We start from the raw sequence: 17622 nt of genomic DNA on the forward strand, positions 1-17622 counted from the left end.
AATCCTATGCGGGCGCCGGAGGCTCAGGTGAGGTAGCCGTCCTCCGCGGCGCGGCGGATGAGGTCGGCACGCGAGCTCGTCGGCCTGCCGACCTTGCCGTACTTCTCGCGGACGCGGCGCAGATACGTCTTCGCAGTCTCGTACTGAACGTTCATCGCGCGGGCCACCTCGGAGGTCGTGCGGCCGTCCGCGTAGAGCACGAGCGCCTGCCGCTCGCCATCGCTGAGCTTGGGGCGGGAGGCCTCGGGGACGGTCGGACGCGGACGCCAGGCAAGTGCCGGCTCTCTCTGCCCTGGCGCGCTGTCGCGACCCATCGCGGCGAGCGCCGCGGCGATCAGCTCGGCCATCGGCTGGGTCTTCGTGACGTACGCGACCGCGCCGGCGGCCAGCGCGGCGTCGCGGTCCTCCTGCGTGTCCACGGCGCTCAGCACGACCACCTTCGCACCGGCCGCGCGGCACGTGCGAACGCGCGCGCCGATCGACACGGACTCGCGGAGCTGGAGGTCCATGATGACCAGGTCGGTCGGGAACGCGTCGCTGTGGACGAGCTCCAGCCAGCTCCCGGCGCGCACGACGAGGTCGAAGTCGGGGGCGTTCCGCTCGATCCAGGCGGCGAGGGTGTCGAGGAGGATCTCGTGGTCGTCGAGGATGGCGAGCCGGATCGGAGTCGCAGTGGATCCGGGATGTGCCGTGCTGATACTCATGGTGCTCGCCTCTCAGGATAGGCGAAGCGGACGATGAGCCCGCCTGCGCGAACGCGCATCGACGCCACCATCGACACCGACTGCAGCGCGCTGAGGTAAGGGACGAGCGCGGAGCGGAGTTCGCGCCGCGGCTCGTCGACCCGGGCGGTGAGGAGGAAGACCGGTGCACCGGGCTGCGCCACCGTCACGGCCAGGCTGTCGACGGCGAGTCCGGGGAGGGCGGCGACGGTCCCGATGAGTGCGCCGACGACCGCGCGCTGCTCCTCGCTCAACACTTGCTCGAGCTGGTCGGGGTCATTCACCCGGCCGCCGTGGCCCGCCCCCGCCCCGGCGCCTCGGCGCGTGAGCGCGAGCGCTACCGTTTCGGCCAGCCAGCTCCGTTCGAGAGCCTCCACCGCGGAGGCCCGGAGTTGCTCGGCGATGCTGCGCGCGTGCCGCCTGTCCTCCTCGGTGATGACGCCGCGTGCGGCCAGCGCGGTCAGGAATGGGACCGCCTCGGCGTTCAGCGCCGTGGCGCGCTCCTGCGCGATCATCCGCGCGGCGACCTGCCGCAGTTCGGCATCGAGCCGGAGCTGCCCCGCCTGGGCGACTTCCCGCCAGCGGAGCGTCTCGCCGGTCATGGTCCAGGCGTAACCGGCGCCGCCCGACGCGAGAGCGAGCACCGGTGTCGCGGCGATGCTCGCATACACGAGCGGGTGGTTGGAGATGAGCAGCGACGACCCCTGCACCGCGGCCAGCCCACCGAGCACGAGGGCCGCGAGCGCGGCGACCGTGAGCACTTCGGCGACCGGGCGGTAGAGCGGCATCGCCATCAGCAGCAGCGCAACGGCGATCTGCCCCCAGTCGTCCTGGATGCGCTGGTTGTGGCCCCAGACCGCCGCGTCGAAAAGGCAGCCGCCGACGAGTGCGACGCCGACGATCGCGAGATGCGACCACAGCCCGAGCGGCGCGAGGCCGGGGTGCGTGCGGATGGTCGCGACGACGACGGCGACGAGCAGCACGACGACAGCCCAGACCGCGAGGGCGGGACTGCGCAACTGGGCGTGGTGCTGGAAGGTGGAGAACACCGCGTAGGCCACGGCGACGACGCTGAGCAGCGGCACCAGGAGCCACGCGGACTGGACGCCGAGCGGGTCCAGCCGCTGCGGCGTGCGCTCGACCGGCAGCGACCGGTAGTGGACGATCGTCTCGGACAGCACCTGGCTCATGCGCCCTCCGCGACCGGGAGCGTCATGATGACGGTCGTCCCGACGTCCTCGGCGGAGTAGACGGTGACAGTCCCGCCGACCTTGCTGATGCGGTCGTGCACCGACTGGCGCAACCCCAGACGGTCGCTGCCCGGCGCCCCGGCCGCCGCGAAGCCGCGACCGCCGTCGACGACCATGACCGACACGGAGGTCCTGCCGCTGGAGAACGCGACCTCGGCGGTCGCGCTGCCCGAGTGGCGCAATACGTTGACCAGGCACTGGCGGACGGCGAGGCCGACTGCACGGCGCGCGTCGGGGGCCAGCAGGGCGACCGCTTCCCGTTCCCCGGACACGTCGATGGCGAGGCCTTCGTCGCGCGCGTCCTCGATGGCCCGGCGCAGCTCGCTGTCGTACCAGGGGTCCTCGTCGGCCGGCGCGCGGTCGTCGGAGGGCAGCCCGGCGCCGCCGAGCCGATGGAGATCGGACTCGATGCGCTGCCGGAGCCGCGCGGGGAGCTCCCCGGCTCCGTGGCGGCGACCGCGAGCAGCTCGCTGAGCACGGTGTCGTGGAGGTCGGCCGTCGACTCCGCCAGCAGCTCGCGCCGCAGGTCGACGAGCCGGGCGTCGCGGACCGCTCGGTGGATGGCGCCCTGCGTCCGCGAGCGCGCGCCCCGGGTGAGCCCGTCGAAGGCGAGGACGCCGACCAGCAGCAGATAGGCGCTCAACGAGATCGCGTCGGGCCGGAAGTCGCGCCCGGCCGCGGTCGCCGCGAGGAGGACGGCGGCCTCCGCGAGCGCGAACCCGAGCGTGGCCCACAGCACGCCGAGCAGGGAGCCTGTCCCGGTTCCGCCGACGAGGGTCATCGCGACGACGGGGAGGGCGACGACGAGGAGGTCGGTGTTCTGATACTCCGGCGTGCTGACGAAGAGCACGTAGACGTAGAAGTAGGTGCAGACCGCGCCCACCAGCAGGTAGACGACCGTGAGCAGGACGGTGCGTCCATTCGACAGCAGGACCAGCAGCGCGATCATGGGCAGCAGGACGAGCGTGCTGATCCAGGAGGCCGCGCCGGTGGCGCCGCCGACCGTCGAGACCGCGACGTTGACCGCCGCCATCTCCAGACAGACCAGCGCGGTCCAGCGGGCCGCGGTGGCCAGGGCGCGGGAGTTCGCCGCCCTGGAGAGGTGGCTGGGAAGGCCGAGCGACACCGCACTCCTTCGGCGCAAGGGGGACCGACGGGGAGGCGCCGGTGGGATACCGCGCGTCGGCGGCCTCCCAGTGGGGATTATGGCAGCGTTCCCGCCCGCTGTGTACCCCGGCGGGACGGCGCGCTGTACCCCCGGCGACGCGGTGGCCGCTCCGCGCCGCGACACGCAGTGGCCGATCGCGCGCACCCCGCTCAGAAGAGGGTCGGCTGAACCCCCAGCGACACCAGCGCCGATTCCGGCGCGATCTCCTCCGGCGCGACCCGGTCTGCGGGGCCGCCTCCGGGCGCGCCGCGCTCCAACGCCCCGCGCTCCACCGCCCGGCGCTCACCCTCGCCGTCGCGCAGCATCCCGAGCGCCGACGACCGCACTCCCCCGGTCAGCGGATCCTCCTGCCCGCGCTCGAGCCGGTGCGCTCGGATGAGCGGCTTGATCCGCGCCGCCAGCCACGCGCGGTACTCCTTGGGCGCGTAGGTGCCGCGGCCGTACATGCTGCGATACTTCGGCAGCAGCTCCGGATGCTCCCGGCCGAGCCACAGGTAGTACCACTCTTTGACCCCGGGCTTCAGGTGCAGCGCGGTGTAGAGCACGCTGGTGGCTCCGGCCTCCTTCGCCTGGCGCAGTGCCTCATCGAGGTGCGCGCGCGTGTCGGTGAGATACGGGAGGATCGGCATCAGGAAGACACCGCAATCGAGGCCGTGCTCGCGGACTGCGGTGACGGTCGCAAGGCGCGCCTTGGTCGTAGGCGTTCCCGGCTCGACCGATTGCTGCAGCTCGTCGTCGTAGACCGCGATCGACATCGCCAGGTCGACGGGGACCCGCTTCGCCGCCTCGGCCAGCCGGTCGAGGTCGCGCCGGAGCAGCGATCCCTTGGTGAGGATGCTGAACGGCGTGCCCGAGTCGGCCAGCGCGTCGATGATGCCGGGCATCAGCGCGTAGCGCCCCTCCGCCCGCTGATACGGATCGGTATTGGTGCCGAGCGCGACCGGGTGATGCCCCCAGCTCGGCTTCGTCAGCTCTTTGCGCAGGACGTCGGCCACATTGACCTTGACGATGATCTCCTGGTCGAAGTCTTTGCCCTGGTCAAGTTCCAGATAGCTGTGCGTGGGACGGGCGAAGCAGTACACGCAGGCGTGCGAGCAGCCGCGGTAGGGATTGATCGTCCAGCCGAAGGGCATCGGCCCTCCCCGCCCGGGATCTTGTTGAGCGCCGACTTGGCGAGGATCTCGTGGAAGGTGATGTTCGCGAACTCCGGCGTGCGCACCGACCGCACCAGGTTGTTCAGCCGGGCGAGACCGGGCAGGGCCGACGGCGTCTCCACCGTCAGCTCCTGCCCGCTCCACCTCATGGAACTATTCGAACATACGTTCGAATGATCGTCAAGCGCCGTGCGGTGTGGCGCTCCGCAGGGACACCACCTCCCCGGACCAGCGCTCGCGCAGCCACCGGTCGTGGCTCGCCACCACGACCGCGCCCGGATACCCGCCGAGGGCCGCCTCCAGCTCGGTCGCGAGGGTGAGCGAGAGGTGGTTGGTCGGCTCGTCGAGCAGGAACACGTGCGGCGGCCGGGCCATGATGAGCGCAAGCGCGAGCCGCCGCTGCTGCCCCACGGACAGCGAGCCGACCTCCCGGTCGAGGTCGCGCGGCGCGATCAGGCCGAGCCCCGAGAGCGGGACCGACTCCGCGCGCCGCTCGCCCAGCGCCAGCTCGTAGATCCGGCGCGGGGTCTGCGTCGGGTCCGCGAAGCGCACGTCCTGTTCGAGGAGCTCCACCCGCAGTCCGCGCCGGCGCTGCACCGTGCCGACGAGCGGGACGATCCGCCCGGCGAGCACCGAGAGCAGCGTCGATTTGCCCGCGCCGTTCGCGCCGGTGACGAGCACGCGCGACTGCGACTCCACCGCGAACCGGTCGAGCCTCAGCCGCCCCGGGACGTGGAGGTCGTCCGCCTGCAGCAGCGACCCGCCCTCCCCGCTCACGGCCTGGAACCCCGCCGGGATCCCGGCGAAGCCGAGCGGCTTCGGCGGCTTGCGCACCTGCGTGCGGGTCAGCTCGTCGAGCCGGCCGTCCGCATTGCGCACGCGCCGGCTGATCTGCCGGTCCAGGGTGTTGCCCTTGTACGACTTCACGAACTTGTCGTTGTCGCGCACCTTGCCCGACCAGGCGATGGAGCGCGCGGTCACGTCGACCGCGTGCATGAGCTCCTTCAGCTCGGCCTGCTCGTCGGCGTACTGCTTCTCCCAGCGGTGCCGCTCCGCCGCCTTCTCGGCGAGGTACGCGCTGTAGCCGCCGCCGAAGACCGTGGTGCCGGAGCGGGTCGGGTCCAGATCGAGGAGGCCGGTGGCCGCCGAGTCGAGGAACGCGCGGTCGTGGCTCGCGAAGAGCACCGGACCGTGCCAGCCGAGGAGCTGCCCCTCCAGGAACGCCGCTGCCGCGTCGTCCAGGTGGTTCGTCGGCTCGTCGAGCAGCAGCGCTTCCGGCCGGCCGAGCAGCAGCGCGGCCAGCGCGAACCGGCTGCGCTGGCCTCCTGAGACCTCGTCCAGCCGCCGGGCCAGCGGGATGGCGCCGACACCGAGCCCGTCGAGGAGGGCGTCCCGACGCGCGTCGATCGACCACACCTCGGCGAACTCGGCCGCCGCGAGGGCGGCGTCGTACCGCGCGTGCGCGGCCGGGTCGTCGCCGGCGAGCGCGGCAGCGGCGGCCTCGAGCTCGTGCTCGATGGCGCGAACCTCGGCGAGGGCGTCTTCGATCAGCGTCGCGAGTGTGTCGTCGGGCCGGAAGCGGACTTCCTGCCAGAGGAAGCCCGCCCGCTTGGGCCGCGAGACCACCCCGGTGTCCGGGGCCTCGGCCCCGGCGAGGACCCGCAACAGCGTCGACTTTCCCGCGCCGTTCTCGCCGATCAGGCCGACGCGGGCGCCGGGAGGCACGGTGAGGGAGACATCCGAGAGGACGCGCCGGTCGCCGTAGCGGACGGACACACCGTCGGCGCGCAGTGGGGTGAGAGTGAGTGTTGGCAAAGCGAACCACCTTCCGGGCGCTCCATCACGGAGCAGGCTCCCGCCGGGCGGACTTCCGTCACGAGTGCGCCGGAGCGCCCGGTGCTGGATGACCAGGCGGCGCAGGACCTATGGGTCGCTCGCTCGTTCGACGGCGCCTCGGGCGCGGGACGAGAAGAGGTTCTACTTCATAGCGTGGACGACGATAACAGGTCGCGGGCACGGCTGTCCAGCCGATCCGTACCGCCGGGTACGGATCGGCTGCGGATGCCCGGGATCAGGCCCGGACGACCTGACCGGCGGGGCTTTCCGCCAGGTCGAGCACCGACGCGGTCTCGGCGAGCACGCGCGCGGCCTCCGTGGGCCGGTCGTTGAGCGTCGTGCCGACCGTCGGGATGAGCTGCTTCAACGTCGGCAGCCAGCCGGCGTAACGGTCGGGGAAGCACTGCTTCAGCAGGTCGACCATGATCGGCACGGCGGTCGAGGCGCCCGGGGACGCGCCGAGGAGGCCGGCGATCGAGCCGTCGGCGGAGGCGATGACCTCGGTGCCGAACTGCAGCACGCCGCCCTTCTTCGGGTCCTTCTTCATCACCTGGACGCGCTGGCCGGCGGTGATGAGCTCCCAGTCCTCCGACTTCGCGGTGGGCATGAACTCCTGCAGCGCCCTCATCTTCTTCTCGCGGTTGGCGAGAACCTCGCCGACCAGGTACTTGATGAGGTCGAAGTTGTCGCGCGCGACCGCGAGCATCGGGCCGAGGTTGCCGGCGCGGACCGAGCCGGGCAGGTCCCACCAGCTCCCGCTCTTGAGGAACTTGGGGCTGAAGCCCGCGTAGGGGCCGAACAGCAGGGAGGTCTCGCCGTCCACGACGCGCGTGTCGAGGTGCGGGACCGACATCGGCGGAGCGCCGACCGCGGCCTTGCCGTAGACCTTCGCCTGGTGCTGCGCGACGATCTTCGGGTTGGAGGTGCGGAGGAACTGGCCGGAGATGGGGAAGCCGCCGAAGCCCTTGATCTCGGGGATGCCGGACTTCTGGAGCAGGTGCAGGGCGCCGCCGCCGGCTCCGACGAAGACGAAGCGCGCGAGCGCCTCGTGCGGAGTGTGGCCGACCTCGTGCCGCACGCGGATCTTCCACAGCTTGTCGGGGGTGCGCTTGATGCTGAGAACCTTGTGGTTGAGCGCGAGGTCGGCACCGTTCGCGACCAGGTCGTCGACGAGCGCGCGGGTCAGCGCACCGAAGTCGACGTCGGTGCCCGCGGTCTGGCGGGTGGCCGCGATGCGCTGCTTGGCGTTGCGCTTCTTGGTGAGCAGCGGGGTCCACTCGCCGATGATCGCCGGGTCCTCCGAGTACTCCATGCCCTCGAAGAGCGGCTGGTCCTTGAGCGCCTCGTAGCGCTTGCGGAGGTAGCGGACGTTGTCACGGCCGCGCACGAACGTCATGTGCGGCGTCGCGTTGATGAAGGTGCGCGGGTCGGGCAGGTGGCCCTCGGCGACGAGGGAGGCCCAGTACTGCCGGCTGAGCTGGAACTGCTCGTTGATGCTGATGGCCTTGGCCGGGTCGACGCTGCCGTCGGCGGCCTCCGGCATGTAGTTGAGCTCGCAGAGGGCGGCGTGGCCCGTTCCTGCGTTGTTCCACGGGTTCGAGCTCTCCTGGGCCACCTCGCCGAGGGACTCGTAGATGCGGATGGTCCAGTCGGGCTGGACGCGCTGGATCATGGAGCCCAGCGTCGCGCTCATGATGCCGCCGCCGATCAGGACGACGTCGATGGGGTCAGTGCTCACCAGACAATCCTACGGTGAGTGCGGTCATCCCCTGTCGTCGCGCGGGGATCTGTCTCGATATCGAGACATCCCTCCGCCGAAGGGTCAGCGGGCGACGCGGTCGGCGAGGCGCTCGGCGACGAGCTCGGCGATCTGCACGGCGTTGAGCGCGGCGCCCTTGCGGAGGTTGTCGTTGCTGATGAACAGCGCGATGCCGCGGCCCTCCGGCGCGCCCTCGTCCGCGCGGATGCGGCCGACGTAGCTCGGGTCCTGGCCGGCGGCCTCCAGCGGGGTGGGGACGTCGGTGAGCTTCACGCCGGGGGCGTCCGACAGCAGCTCGGTGGCGCGCTCGGGGCTGAGCAGCGACGCGAACTCGGCGTTGATCGACAGCGAGTGGCCGGTGAACACCGGCACGCGCACGCAGGTGCCGCTCACGAGCAGTTCCGGGAGGCCGAGGATCTTCCGGCTCTCGTTGCGGAGCTTCTTCTCCTCGTCGGTCTCGTTGAACCCGTCCTCGACGATCGACCCCGCCAGCGGGATCACGTCGAACGCGATCGGGCGGACGTACTTGACCGGTGCGGGCATGGCCACAGCCGAACCGTCGTGCACGAGCTGGAGCAGGTTCTCGTCGGCGACCGCGGTCCGGATCTGGCCGGCCAGCTCCTCGGCGCCCGCGAGGCCGGAGCCGGAGACGGCCTGGTAGGTGCTCACGATGAGCCGCTGGAGGCCGGCCTCCTCGTGCAGGACCTTCAGCACGGGCATGGCAGCCATCGTGGTGCAGTTGGGGTTCGCGATGATGCCCTTGCGCGCGTCGTCGATCGCCTCCGGGTTCACTTCGGAGACCACGAGCGGCACGTCCGGGTCCATCCGCCAGCCGCTGGAGTTGTCGATGACGATGGCGCCGGCCTCGGCGAATCGAGGCGCGTGCGCCTTGGAGCCGGTGGCGCCGGCCGAGAACAGGGCGATGTCGATGCCGGAGACGTCGGCGGTCTCCACGTCCTCGACCGTGATCTCCTCGCCGCGGAACGGCAGCTTCGTGCCCGCCGAGCGGGATGAGGCGAAGAAGCGGATGCTCGCCACCGGGAACTCGCGCTCCTCGAGAAGCTGGCGCATCACGCCGCCGACCTGGCCGGTGGCGCCGACGACGGCGATGTCAAGGCCGGGAGTGGTCTCGCTCATGGTGTTGTCCTTCGAGGTCGTGGTCTGAAGAGGGGAACGGGATGGCGTCGGCTGCCATTCCCGCGAGCGGCGGATGCGGCTCAGCGGCGGATGCGGCTCAGCGGCCGGTGCCGGCGTAGACGATCGCCTTCTCGTCGCCGTCGAGCCCGAAGGCGGTGTGCACGACGCGGGCGGCCTCCGCCACGGTGTCGGCGCGGGTCACGACCGAGATGCGGATCTCGCTGGTGGAGATCATCTCGATGTTGATACCGGCCTCGTACAACGCCTCGAAGAGCTTGGCCGAGACGCCCGAGTTGGTGCGCATCCCGGCGCCGACGAGCGCGAGCTTGCCGATCTGGTCGTCGTACTGGAGGGCCTGGTAGCCGACCTCGTCGCGCTCGCTGCTCAGCGCGGTCAGCACGCGCTGACCCTCCGACTTGGGAAGGGTGAACGAGATGTCGGTGAGGCTGGTCGCCGCAGCGGACACGTTCTGGACGATCATGTCGACGTTGGCGTTGGCCTTCGCGACGATCTTGAAGATCTGCGCCGCCTTGCCGGGGACGTCGGGCACCCCGACGACGGTGATCTTCGCCTCGCTCAGATCGGTGGCGACTCCGGAGATGATCGGCTCTTCCACGGTTCCATCCTTCTTCGCGGCTTCGGCCGCTGCTGCTTCGTTGAGGACGTACGTGCCCACCCGGTTCGAGAACGAGGAGCGCACGTGCAGGGTCACGTTGTGGCGGCGGGCGTACTCGACCGCGCGGATGTGCAGGACCTTGGCGCCGGCGGCCGCGAGCTCCAGCATCTCTTCGCTGGTGATGCGGTCGATCTTGCGCGCGAGGGGGACCTGGCGGGGGTCGGAGGTGAACACGCCGTCGACGTCGGTGTAGATCTCGCAGACCTCGGCGCTGAGCGCGGCGGCGAGGGCGACGGCGGTGGTGTCGGAGCCGCCGCGGCCGAGGGTCGTGATGTCGCGGGTGTCGCGGCTGAAGCCCTGGAACCCGGCGACGATCGCGATCGCGCCCTCGTCCAGCGCCTCCTTGATGCGGCCGGGTGTGACGTCCACGATGCGGGCGGCGCCGTGCTGGGCGTCGGTGATCATGCCGGCCTGGCTGCCCGTGAAGGAGCGCGCGTCGTAGCCCATGCTCTTGATGGACATCGCGAGCAGCGCCATCGAGATGCGCTCGCCCGCCGTGAGCAGCATGTCCAGCTCGCGCGGTGCGGGGATCGGCGTGACCTCGTGGGCCAGGTCGACCAGCTCGTCGGTGGTATCGCCCATCGCGGAGACGGCGACGACGACCTCGTTGCCCGCCTTGCGCGTCTCGACGATGCGTTTGGCGACGCGCTTGATGCTCTCGGCGTCGGCGACGGACGAGCCGCCGTATTTCTGAACGATCAGGGCCACAGGCACTCCAGAACTCACGGAAGCACCCATTCTACCGGCCGGAGATATGCCCTCCCGGCCATGTGACGTAACGCCGAGGGGCCGCGGGTGTCGCGGTCAGGAGACCTGGCGGCGGCCCTCGAAGGCACGGCCGAGGGTGACCTCGTCGGCGTACTCGAGGTCGCCGCCGACCGGGAGGCCGGAGGCGAGCCGGGTGACCCGGATCTCGAGCGTGGTCAGCAGCCGGCTGAGGTAGGTGGCTGTGGCCTCCCCTCCAGGTTCGGGTCGGTCGCGATGATGACCTCCTGGACCGTGCCGTCGGCGAGGCGCTGCATGAGCTGCCGGATGCGGAGGTCGTCGGGGCCGACGCCGTCGATCGGGCTGATCGCGCCGCCGAGCACGTGGTAGAGGCCGCGGAACTCGCGTGTGCGCTCGATGGCGACGACGTCCTTGGCCTCCTCGACCACGCAGATGGTGTCGGGCGACCGGCGCGGATCGCGGCAGATCGAGCAGGTCACCTGCTCGGACACGTTTCCGCAGATCTCGCAGAACCGCACCTTGTCGCGCACCTCGAGCAGCACCTCGGCCAGCCGGGTGACGTCGAAGCTCTCGGTCTGCAGGATGTGGAAAGCGATGCGCTGCGCCGACTTCGGCCCGATGCCGGGAAGGCGGCCGAGCTCGTCGATCAGCTCTTGGACGATGCCCTCGTACACGCCGTTACCTCATGCCGTTCATGGGAGGGGCGGGCTGCTCCTCCAGGAAGCGCGCGCCGAGGATCTCGCGGACGACCGCCTCACCGTAGCGCTGCGGCGCCTGGAAGGTGGGCGTGCGGGCACCGGAGGCGGGGGCGGAGCGCTCGGGGCCAGGACGCTCGGGGCCAGGACGCTCGGGAGTCGGACGCTCGGCGGCCGGACGGTCGGAGGGACGCTGAGAGGCCTGGCTCTGGGGAGCGGTGCGCTCCGGCGCGGCGGCGCGGGCCGGGCGCGCGGACTCGGCGGCCGGCTCCGTCGGCGCGGCGGACCAGTCGCCCGCCGGCTCCTCGGGGACGGCGGACTCGTACGGCGGCTCGATCTCCTCGGGCGGCTCGACGTCGTCCGGCGGAAGGTCGTCGGGCAGCGCGGCGGTAGTCGCCGCCGGAGCAGGGGCGGCGGCGACACGCGCCGCGGGGGCCTGAGGTCGCTCCAGCGTGGCCACAGCGGCGGGCGCGGACGACGGGATCGCGACGGTCGCCCACTCGGTGACCGAGGCCGACGACGACGGAGTGGCGGACGACGCCGGAGCGGCGGACGACGCCGGAGCGGCGGACGACGCGGACGGTGCACCGCCGGCCGGCCGGGAGGTGGAGGCGGGCGACGCGGGACGTGCGGCAGCCGTCCCGTCCCCGTCGGCTCCGGGCCAGGTCGGCGCCTCGGGAGCCGGGGGCGCGCCCGCGGACGGCCGGGCCGGGTCCCCGCCGGACGGGGCGGCGTCGGCGCGCGCGATGAACTTGACCCGGATGCCGAGGATGTCGATGATCGCCTGACGCAGGTACTCGCTCACGCCCTGACCGCCCTGCGACTGCGGCTGGCGGAAGCTCTGCACATCGTTGTCGCTCGGGAACGACAGCGTCAGCACGTCACCGTTCAGCGACCGGACCTGTGCGGTGAACACCACCATCCACGCACTGCGCTTGGCGCGCTGCACGGCATCGAGGATCTGCGGCCAGGAGTCCTTGACCTGCTGCGTGCTCACCGCGCCCACGGCGGCGGGCGCAGCGGGAGCGGCGGCGGGCTCGGGAGCCGCGGGTGCGGGAGCCTGCTTTGCGGCCTTCGCGGGGGGCTCTGCGGTCTCCGCCGCGGCCGGCGTCGACACGGGAGCAGCGGCCGGCGCCGAAGCAGCCGGTGCCGAAGCAGTCGGTGCCGAAGCAGCCGGTGCCGAAGCAGTCGGGGCGGGAACGGGCGCGGCCACCGGCGCAGGCGCAGCAGCGGCCACCGGCGCAGCAGCGGGCACCGGCGCAGCAGCGGCTACCGGCGCAGCAGCCTCCCGCGCCCCACCGGCGTCGCTCACGCCGACCCGCCGTTCCAGGCGCTCCACGCGTGCCAGCGCCCCGCGCTCGCTGTCGTCGCTCGACGGCACCAGCACGCGCGCGATCATCAGCTCCAGGTGCAGGCGCGGCGACGTCGCGCCGGTCATCTCGGTGAGTGCGGCGTTCACGATGTCCGCGGACCTGCTGAGCTCGGCGGCGCCGAACTTCATCGCCTGCACGCCCATCCGGTCGAGCTCGTCCTGCGGCACGCCGCGCAGCACCGCGGAGGCGCCGTCGACGCTCGTCGCGGCGACCACGATCAGGTCGCGCAGCCGCTCCAGGAGGTCGTCCACGAAACGCCGCGGGTCCTGGCCGGTCTGGATGACACGGTCGACCGCCGCGAACGCTCCGGCCGCGTCGCGCGCGGCGATCGCGTCGATGACCTCGTCCAGCAGTGCGGCGTGCGTGTAACCGAGCAGGGCGACCGCGCGCTCGTACTCGATGCTGCTGCCCTCCGAGCCGGCCATCAGCTGGTCGAGCAGGGACAGCGTGTCACGCGGCGAGCCGCCTCCGGCGCGCACCACGAGCGGGAGCACGCCCGGAGCGACCGTCATCCCCTCGCTGTCGCAGAGCTGCTGGACGTACTCCAGCATCTGCGCGGGCGGGACGAGCCGGAACGGGTAGTGGTGGGTGCGCGAGCGGATGGTGCCGATGACCTTCTCGGGCTCCGTGGTCGCGAAGATGAACTTCACGTGCTCCGGCGGCTCCTCCACGATCTTCAGCAGGGCGTTGAAGCCCTGCGGCGTGACCATGTGCGCCTCGTCGAGGATGAAGATCTTGTAGCGATCACGCGCGGGGGCGAAGATGGCGCGCTCGCGGATGTCGCGCGCGTCGTCCACGCCGTTGTGGCTGGCGGCGTCGATCTCGACGACGTCGAGCGACCCGGAGCCGTCACGGCTCAGCTCGACACAGCTCTCGCACTTTCCGCACGGAGTGTCGGTGGGCCCCTCGGCGCAGTTGAGGCAGCGCGCGAGGATGCGGGCCGACGTGGTCTTGCCGCAGCCGCGCGGCCCGGAGAACAGATAGGCGTGGTTCACCCGGTTGGTGCGCAGCGCCGTCATCAGCGGCTCGGTCACCTGCGATTGGCCGATCATCTCGGCGAAGGTGTCGGGCCGATAGCGGCGATACAGAGCGGTTACCACCCACACATGCTACTTGCCGCCGCCGACAATCCGGCCGTGCGGCGAAGACTCCGGAGCGACCGCGCTCGGCAGCGCCCGCGCGCCGCCCGGAATCAGTGCCCCGGCACCGACGACGGAGCCGTCAGCGCGGCCAGGATGTCCGCCCAGAGGGCCTCCCTCGCCCGCTCCGTGGGTTGCGCCGCGGGGGCCGGAGGGAGCAGCAGCGGCGTGTACGGCGGCAGGTAGAACAGGTGCGTCGCGTCGGGCGCCTTCAGGTACGCGTCGCCCTCCCGGAGCGGCCGCTTGAGCGCCGCGGCGTCCAGCCATGCGCAGCCGTTCGCGAGCTCCTCGTCGCTGCCGGCGCAGCCGAGCACGACCGGCCCGGGAATGCGCTGGACGTCCAGCACCGCCGCGGGCGCCGGGTCGTGGGTGCCCGTCGTGCACGGCACCCAGGCTCCACCGACGGTGACGGCCGGGCTCGGCACCGGCGACGGGCAGATCAGCCCCGTGGTGCCTCCCGGCGCGATCGCGCCGTAGACGGTGCCCGGGTAGGCGGAGGCCGCCCAGAGCGCGAGCTGCGCGACGCGCGAGGCCCCGAAGGTGAAGATGCGCTGGTCGTCGACGCCGGGCTGCGCGCGGAGCCAGCTCACTGCCGAGAGGAACCGCTCGGCGGGGAGGCTGCGCAGCGGGCCGAGCTGCCCGGCCGAGCCGTAGGTGGAGAGGTCGAGCGTCGGGAAACCGAAGGCCGCCAGCGTCGCCGACACGAGCACACCGGTCGGCTCCCCGGATCGGTGCCGTCGAACACGACGATCCCCGGCCGCACGCCCTCCACCGCGCTCGTCGGCTGGAAGTAGTCGCCGGTGATGCCGTCGTCGAACACCGCCCGCGACGGCGCCGCCACGGACAGCCCGGTGCGCTGCACCCGCGTCTCGGCGACCCGGCGCCCGGCGACGGAGGCCTGGAGGTCGACCGAGAAGGACGAGCCGCCCCAGGTCACGTCGGAGGTCGCCGCCTCCCCGGTGCTGCTGCGCATGGTCCAGAACAGCCCCATCCCGTCCGCCCCGGTGAACGGCGCCTCCAGCGGGACGTCCCGCGCGAGGTCGACCACGCCGTCCGCGGGGACGGCGTAGACCGCCTGCGACGACCACAGGCCGCCGGGGATCAGCGACGCGCGGATGGTCACCTCCTGGCCGGGCGGCAGCGCGAGCACCTGGATGCCGACCGGCTGCCACACCGGGCTCGGGTCGGCGCTCAGTGCGAAGCGCGGGCCCGCCGCCCCCTGCTGGGCGCCGCAGCCCGCCAACGCGACCGCCGCGAGCGCGACGCCGGCCAACGCCGCGAGCACGCGGCGCGCGGCGGAGCGGGTCCTTCCGGCGGGCTTCACGGTCCGATGGCTCCTTCCAGCAGCGCGGTCACCCGCGACCAGAATGCCACCCTGGCGTCCTCCGTCGCCTGCGCCGTGGCCGGCGGGAGGCCGTCGAGTCCGATCGGCAGCATCGGCGGCGCGCTCAGCTCGTGCGCCGCGCCCGGGGCGATCAGGGTCTCCCCCACCGCCCGCGCGCCGCGTTCCTCGGCCCCCGCGCGGGTCCAGTCGCACGCGCTCGGGAGCAGTTCGTCTGCCGTGCCGCAGGCGAGGAGGAGCGGCCCCGGGATGCGGTTCAACGGCAGGATGGGCGTGTCCGCGATCCGTCGGTTCGCGCTCACGCACGGCACGGGTCGGCCCTCGCTCAGCAGAATGGGGGCGCCGGACGACGATGCGCACAGCTCGGCGGTCGGCCCGCTCGCGGCGATGGCGCCGTACACCGTCTGCGGCTCGCCGGCCGCGAACCAGAGCGCGAGCGGGGCGGCGCGGCCGGTGCCGTAGACGACGATGCGGTCGGGGTCCACGCCCGGATCCCGCGCGAGCCAGGCGCGCGCGGCGTCGAAGGCCTCCACCGAGAGGGCGGCAGAGCCGGGGATCTGCCCCTCCGGCCCGAAGGCGGGCAGCACGAGCACGGGGAAGCCGATCGCGGCGATGCGGCGCGCGGCGAAGGCCGCGGACGCGGCGTCGCCGTCGCCGTCGATCAGGACGACGCCGGGCCGCGGGTGCACGAGCGTCGGCAGCGGGGTGAACAGGGTGCCCGCGCGCAACGCCTGGCGCTCGTCGACGGAGAGCGCGGCGCCTGCGGGGGCGGCCGCCCGGGCGAGGGCGTCCACCGTCACGGCGCGTTCGACGCTCTGGGCGGCCAGCGGCGTTCGCGGTACCTCGGCGACCGCGACCCGCGCACCCTCCTGCTCGGCGGTGAGCTCGACCTGCACCGGACCCTCGGCCCAGGCGTGTTCGAGCTGCGACTGGCTGAGGGAGGGGCCGGACATGCTCCAGAACGGCGCGGCGGCGGCGGGCCGCACGTAGGGGGCGATGATCGGCTGCTGGGAGGAGAGGTCGACCCGTCCGCTGGGCGGCACGGCGTAGAGGGCTCGGGAGGCCCACGTCCCCGCCGTGGTGGTCGCGGTGGCGCGGAGGACGACATCCTCCCCCGGCGTCAGACCGGTGAGCGAGACGACCACCGGATCTGCGGTGGCGTTTCCGAAGCGCGCGACGACGATGCGGGCTCCGCCGGCCGGGGCGACGCAGCCGGTGAGGGCCGCGACCGCGACGATCGCAGCCGCGGCGGCGAGCGCGCGCAACCGGCCGCTCACGACAGCACCGCCCGCAGCAGCAGCTGCCCGACCGCGTTCCAGAAGGCGATCCGCGCCTGCTCCGTCGCCTGGCCGTCGGCGCCCGACCTGTCGCCCGGCGCCGGCAGCGCGATGGGGAGGCCGGGCGGCACCGTGACCGCGTGCCCCGCGCCGAGGCCCACGAGCAGCTTGTCGCCCGCGCGCGGCGTCCGGGTGGCGGTGAGCTCCTGCTGCACGGCGCACGCCCCCGGGAACACATCGTCGACCTGGCCGCAGGTCAGCACGACCGGCCCGTTCACGCCGCTCAGCGGCGGGGCGGCGGTGGTCCCGATGCCCGGGCTGCGCTCGCACGGCACGCCGACGCTGCCCTCGAAGACCGGCGACGCGCTCGACCCCGCGAGGCAGAGCAGCTCCGCGGGCCCTGCACCGGCGAACAGCCCGTGCAGCCGGGTCGGGAACCGGGTGGCCGCCCAGATCGCGAGCTGCTCCGACGCGCCGGTGCCGTAGACGAAGACATGGCGGGCGTCGACGGAGGCGAGCCCGTCCAGCCAGTCCAGGATCGCCGAGAGCGTCCCGGCGTCCGTCACCGTGGACAGGTGCACGCCGTCCGCCGAGGTCATCGGGACGACGAACACCGAGGCGCCGAACTGCGACAGCAGTGCCGCCGTGAAGTCGGACGAGGCTCCCGGGGTCGGGTCGTCGAACATCAGCACCGCCGGCCCGGTCGGCCGCTCGAGGGACGACGCGTCGTAGAACCGGCCGATCGGCCCGTCCTCGTGCGTCTCATGCGGCGGGAGCGCGCCGCCCGCCCCGGACGGCGCGAGGTCGTGCGTGTACACGGTGCGCTCGTGGAGGGTGCCGCCCAGTCCCTGCAGCCGGAAGGTGCGCCGGGCGACGACGCGGTCGCCGTCGCTGGCGGTCAGCGTGACCGGGTTCGTGTCGTACATCCACTGCCGGGCGAGGTCGACGGGGCCGAGCGTCGGGCCGCGCAGCGACCAGAACAGGCCGGCCGAGTCCGGCTCCGTGAACGGCGCGAACAGCGGCTTGTCGTGCGCGAGGTCGACCGTCCCGTCGCTGCCGACGTCGTAACTGGCGGCCGACGTCCAGGCGCCGCGGGAGGAGTCCAGGGACGCTGAGATGCGCACGCGGGTCCCCGGCTCGGCGTCGATCAGCTCCAGCGGGACCGGCCACAGCACCGAGCTGTACCGGATCAGCGGCGGCGTGATGAACCGCGGACCGACCTGGTCGCCGTCAGAGGCGCATCCGGTCAGCGCGACACCGGCGACGAGCACCGCGGCGGCCGAGGCGGCCAGCGCGGGCCGCAGCCCGGCCCTCCGGGTGGTCCTGCCGTCCCGCCCCGCTCCGTCGCCGCGCCGCCGCATCGTGCAC

Annotated in this window: 13 protein-coding genes and 1 pseudogene; all 14 read right to left on the reverse strand. The window is 72.7% G+C overall.

Annotated elements, in window-relative coordinates; translation table 11 throughout:
* Nucleotides 1-23 precede the first annotated feature (23 nt).
* Nucleotides 24-704, reverse strand: a complete 681-nt coding sequence (locus ACR5MH_RS09760) for a response regulator transcription factor (protein WP_431347039.1) — start codon at nucleotides 702-704, stop codon at nucleotides 24-26.
* The gene (locus ACR5MH_RS09765) at nucleotides 701-1912 is read right to left on the reverse strand and encodes a hypothetical protein (RefSeq protein WP_431347040.1); all 1212 of its coding nucleotides are present in this window, start codon (nucleotides 1910-1912) and stop codon (nucleotides 701-703) included. The genes ACR5MH_RS09760 and ACR5MH_RS09765 overlap by 4 nt, the downstream gene beginning before the upstream one ends.
* Nucleotides 1909-2706, reverse strand: coding sequence for an ATP-binding protein (locus tag ACR5MH_RS09770; RefSeq protein WP_433862540.1), 798 nt, complete (start codon nucleotides 2704-2706; stop codon nucleotides 1909-1911). The genes ACR5MH_RS09765 and ACR5MH_RS09770 overlap by 4 nt, the downstream gene beginning before the upstream one ends.
* A 583-nt stretch (nucleotides 2707-3289) precedes the next feature.
* Nucleotides 3290-4273 carry an Rv2578c family radical SAM protein gene (locus ACR5MH_RS09775; protein ID WP_433862541.1) on the reverse strand — a complete coding sequence of 328 codons (984 nt, stop codon included), beginning with the start codon at nucleotides 4271-4273 and terminating at the stop codon, nucleotides 3290-3292.
* A gap of 201 nt (nucleotides 4274-4474) precedes the next feature.
* Nucleotides 4475-6109 (reverse strand): ABC-F family ATP-binding cassette domain-containing protein, encoded by a 1635-nt coding sequence (locus ACR5MH_RS09780; protein WP_431347041.1) that lies wholly within the window; start codon nucleotides 6107-6109, stop codon nucleotides 4475-4477.
* A gap of 256 nt (nucleotides 6110-6365) precedes the next feature.
* Entirely contained in the window at nucleotides 6366-7868 is a 1503-nt protein-coding gene (locus ACR5MH_RS09785; protein WP_431347042.1) for a malate:quinone oxidoreductase, read from the reverse strand.
* Between the two features lie 84 nt (nucleotides 7869-7952).
* Nucleotides 7953-9026: an aspartate-semialdehyde dehydrogenase gene (locus ACR5MH_RS09790; RefSeq protein WP_431347043.1), complete on the reverse strand. Its 1074-nt coding sequence runs from the start codon at nucleotides 9024-9026 to the stop codon at nucleotides 7953-7955.
* A 97-nt stretch (nucleotides 9027-9123) separates the two neighbouring features.
* Nucleotides 9124-10410, reverse strand: a complete 1287-nt coding sequence (locus ACR5MH_RS09795) for an aspartate kinase (protein ID WP_431349379.1) — start codon at nucleotides 10408-10410, stop codon at nucleotides 9124-9126.
* Between the two features lie 96 nt (nucleotides 10411-10506).
* Nucleotides 10507-11102: pseudogene (recR, locus tag ACR5MH_RS09800) on the reverse strand (recombination mediator RecR).
* 4 nt (nucleotides 11103-11106) lie between these two features.
* On the reverse strand, nucleotides 11107-13596 hold the full coding sequence (locus ACR5MH_RS09805; protein ID WP_433862542.1) for a DNA polymerase III subunit gamma and tau: 2490 nt from the start codon (nucleotides 13594-13596) through the stop codon (nucleotides 11107-11109).
* A 92-nt stretch (nucleotides 13597-13688) separates the two neighbouring features.
* Nucleotides 13689-14339 (reverse strand): alpha/beta hydrolase family protein, encoded by a 651-nt coding sequence (locus tag ACR5MH_RS09810; protein WP_433862543.1) that lies wholly within the window; start codon nucleotides 14337-14339, stop codon nucleotides 13689-13691.
* Nucleotides 14222-14959: an acyl-CoA thioesterase/BAAT N-terminal domain-containing protein gene (locus ACR5MH_RS09815; protein WP_433862544.1), complete on the reverse strand. Its 738-nt coding sequence runs from the start codon at nucleotides 14957-14959 to the stop codon at nucleotides 14222-14224. Before ACR5MH_RS09815 ends, ACR5MH_RS09810 begins: the two co-directional genes overlap by 118 nt.
* On the reverse strand, nucleotides 14956-16254 hold the full coding sequence (locus tag ACR5MH_RS09820) for an acyl-CoA thioesterase/BAAT N-terminal domain-containing protein (protein WP_431347045.1): 1299 nt from the start codon (nucleotides 16252-16254) through the stop codon (nucleotides 14956-14958). The genes ACR5MH_RS09815 and ACR5MH_RS09820 overlap by 4 nt, the downstream gene beginning before the upstream one ends.
* On the reverse strand, nucleotides 16251-17615 hold the full coding sequence (locus ACR5MH_RS09825) for an acyl-CoA thioesterase/BAAT N-terminal domain-containing protein (protein WP_431347046.1): 1365 nt from the start codon (nucleotides 17613-17615) through the stop codon (nucleotides 16251-16253). The genes ACR5MH_RS09820 and ACR5MH_RS09825 overlap by 4 nt, the downstream gene beginning before the upstream one ends.
* Nucleotides 17616-17622: the final 7 nt, after the last annotated feature.

It is taken from the genome of Streptomyces sp. L7, assembly GCF_050990935.1.
In the GTDB taxonomy this organism is placed as follows: domain Bacteria; phylum Actinomycetota; class Actinomycetes; order Actinomycetales; family Microbacteriaceae; genus Leifsonia.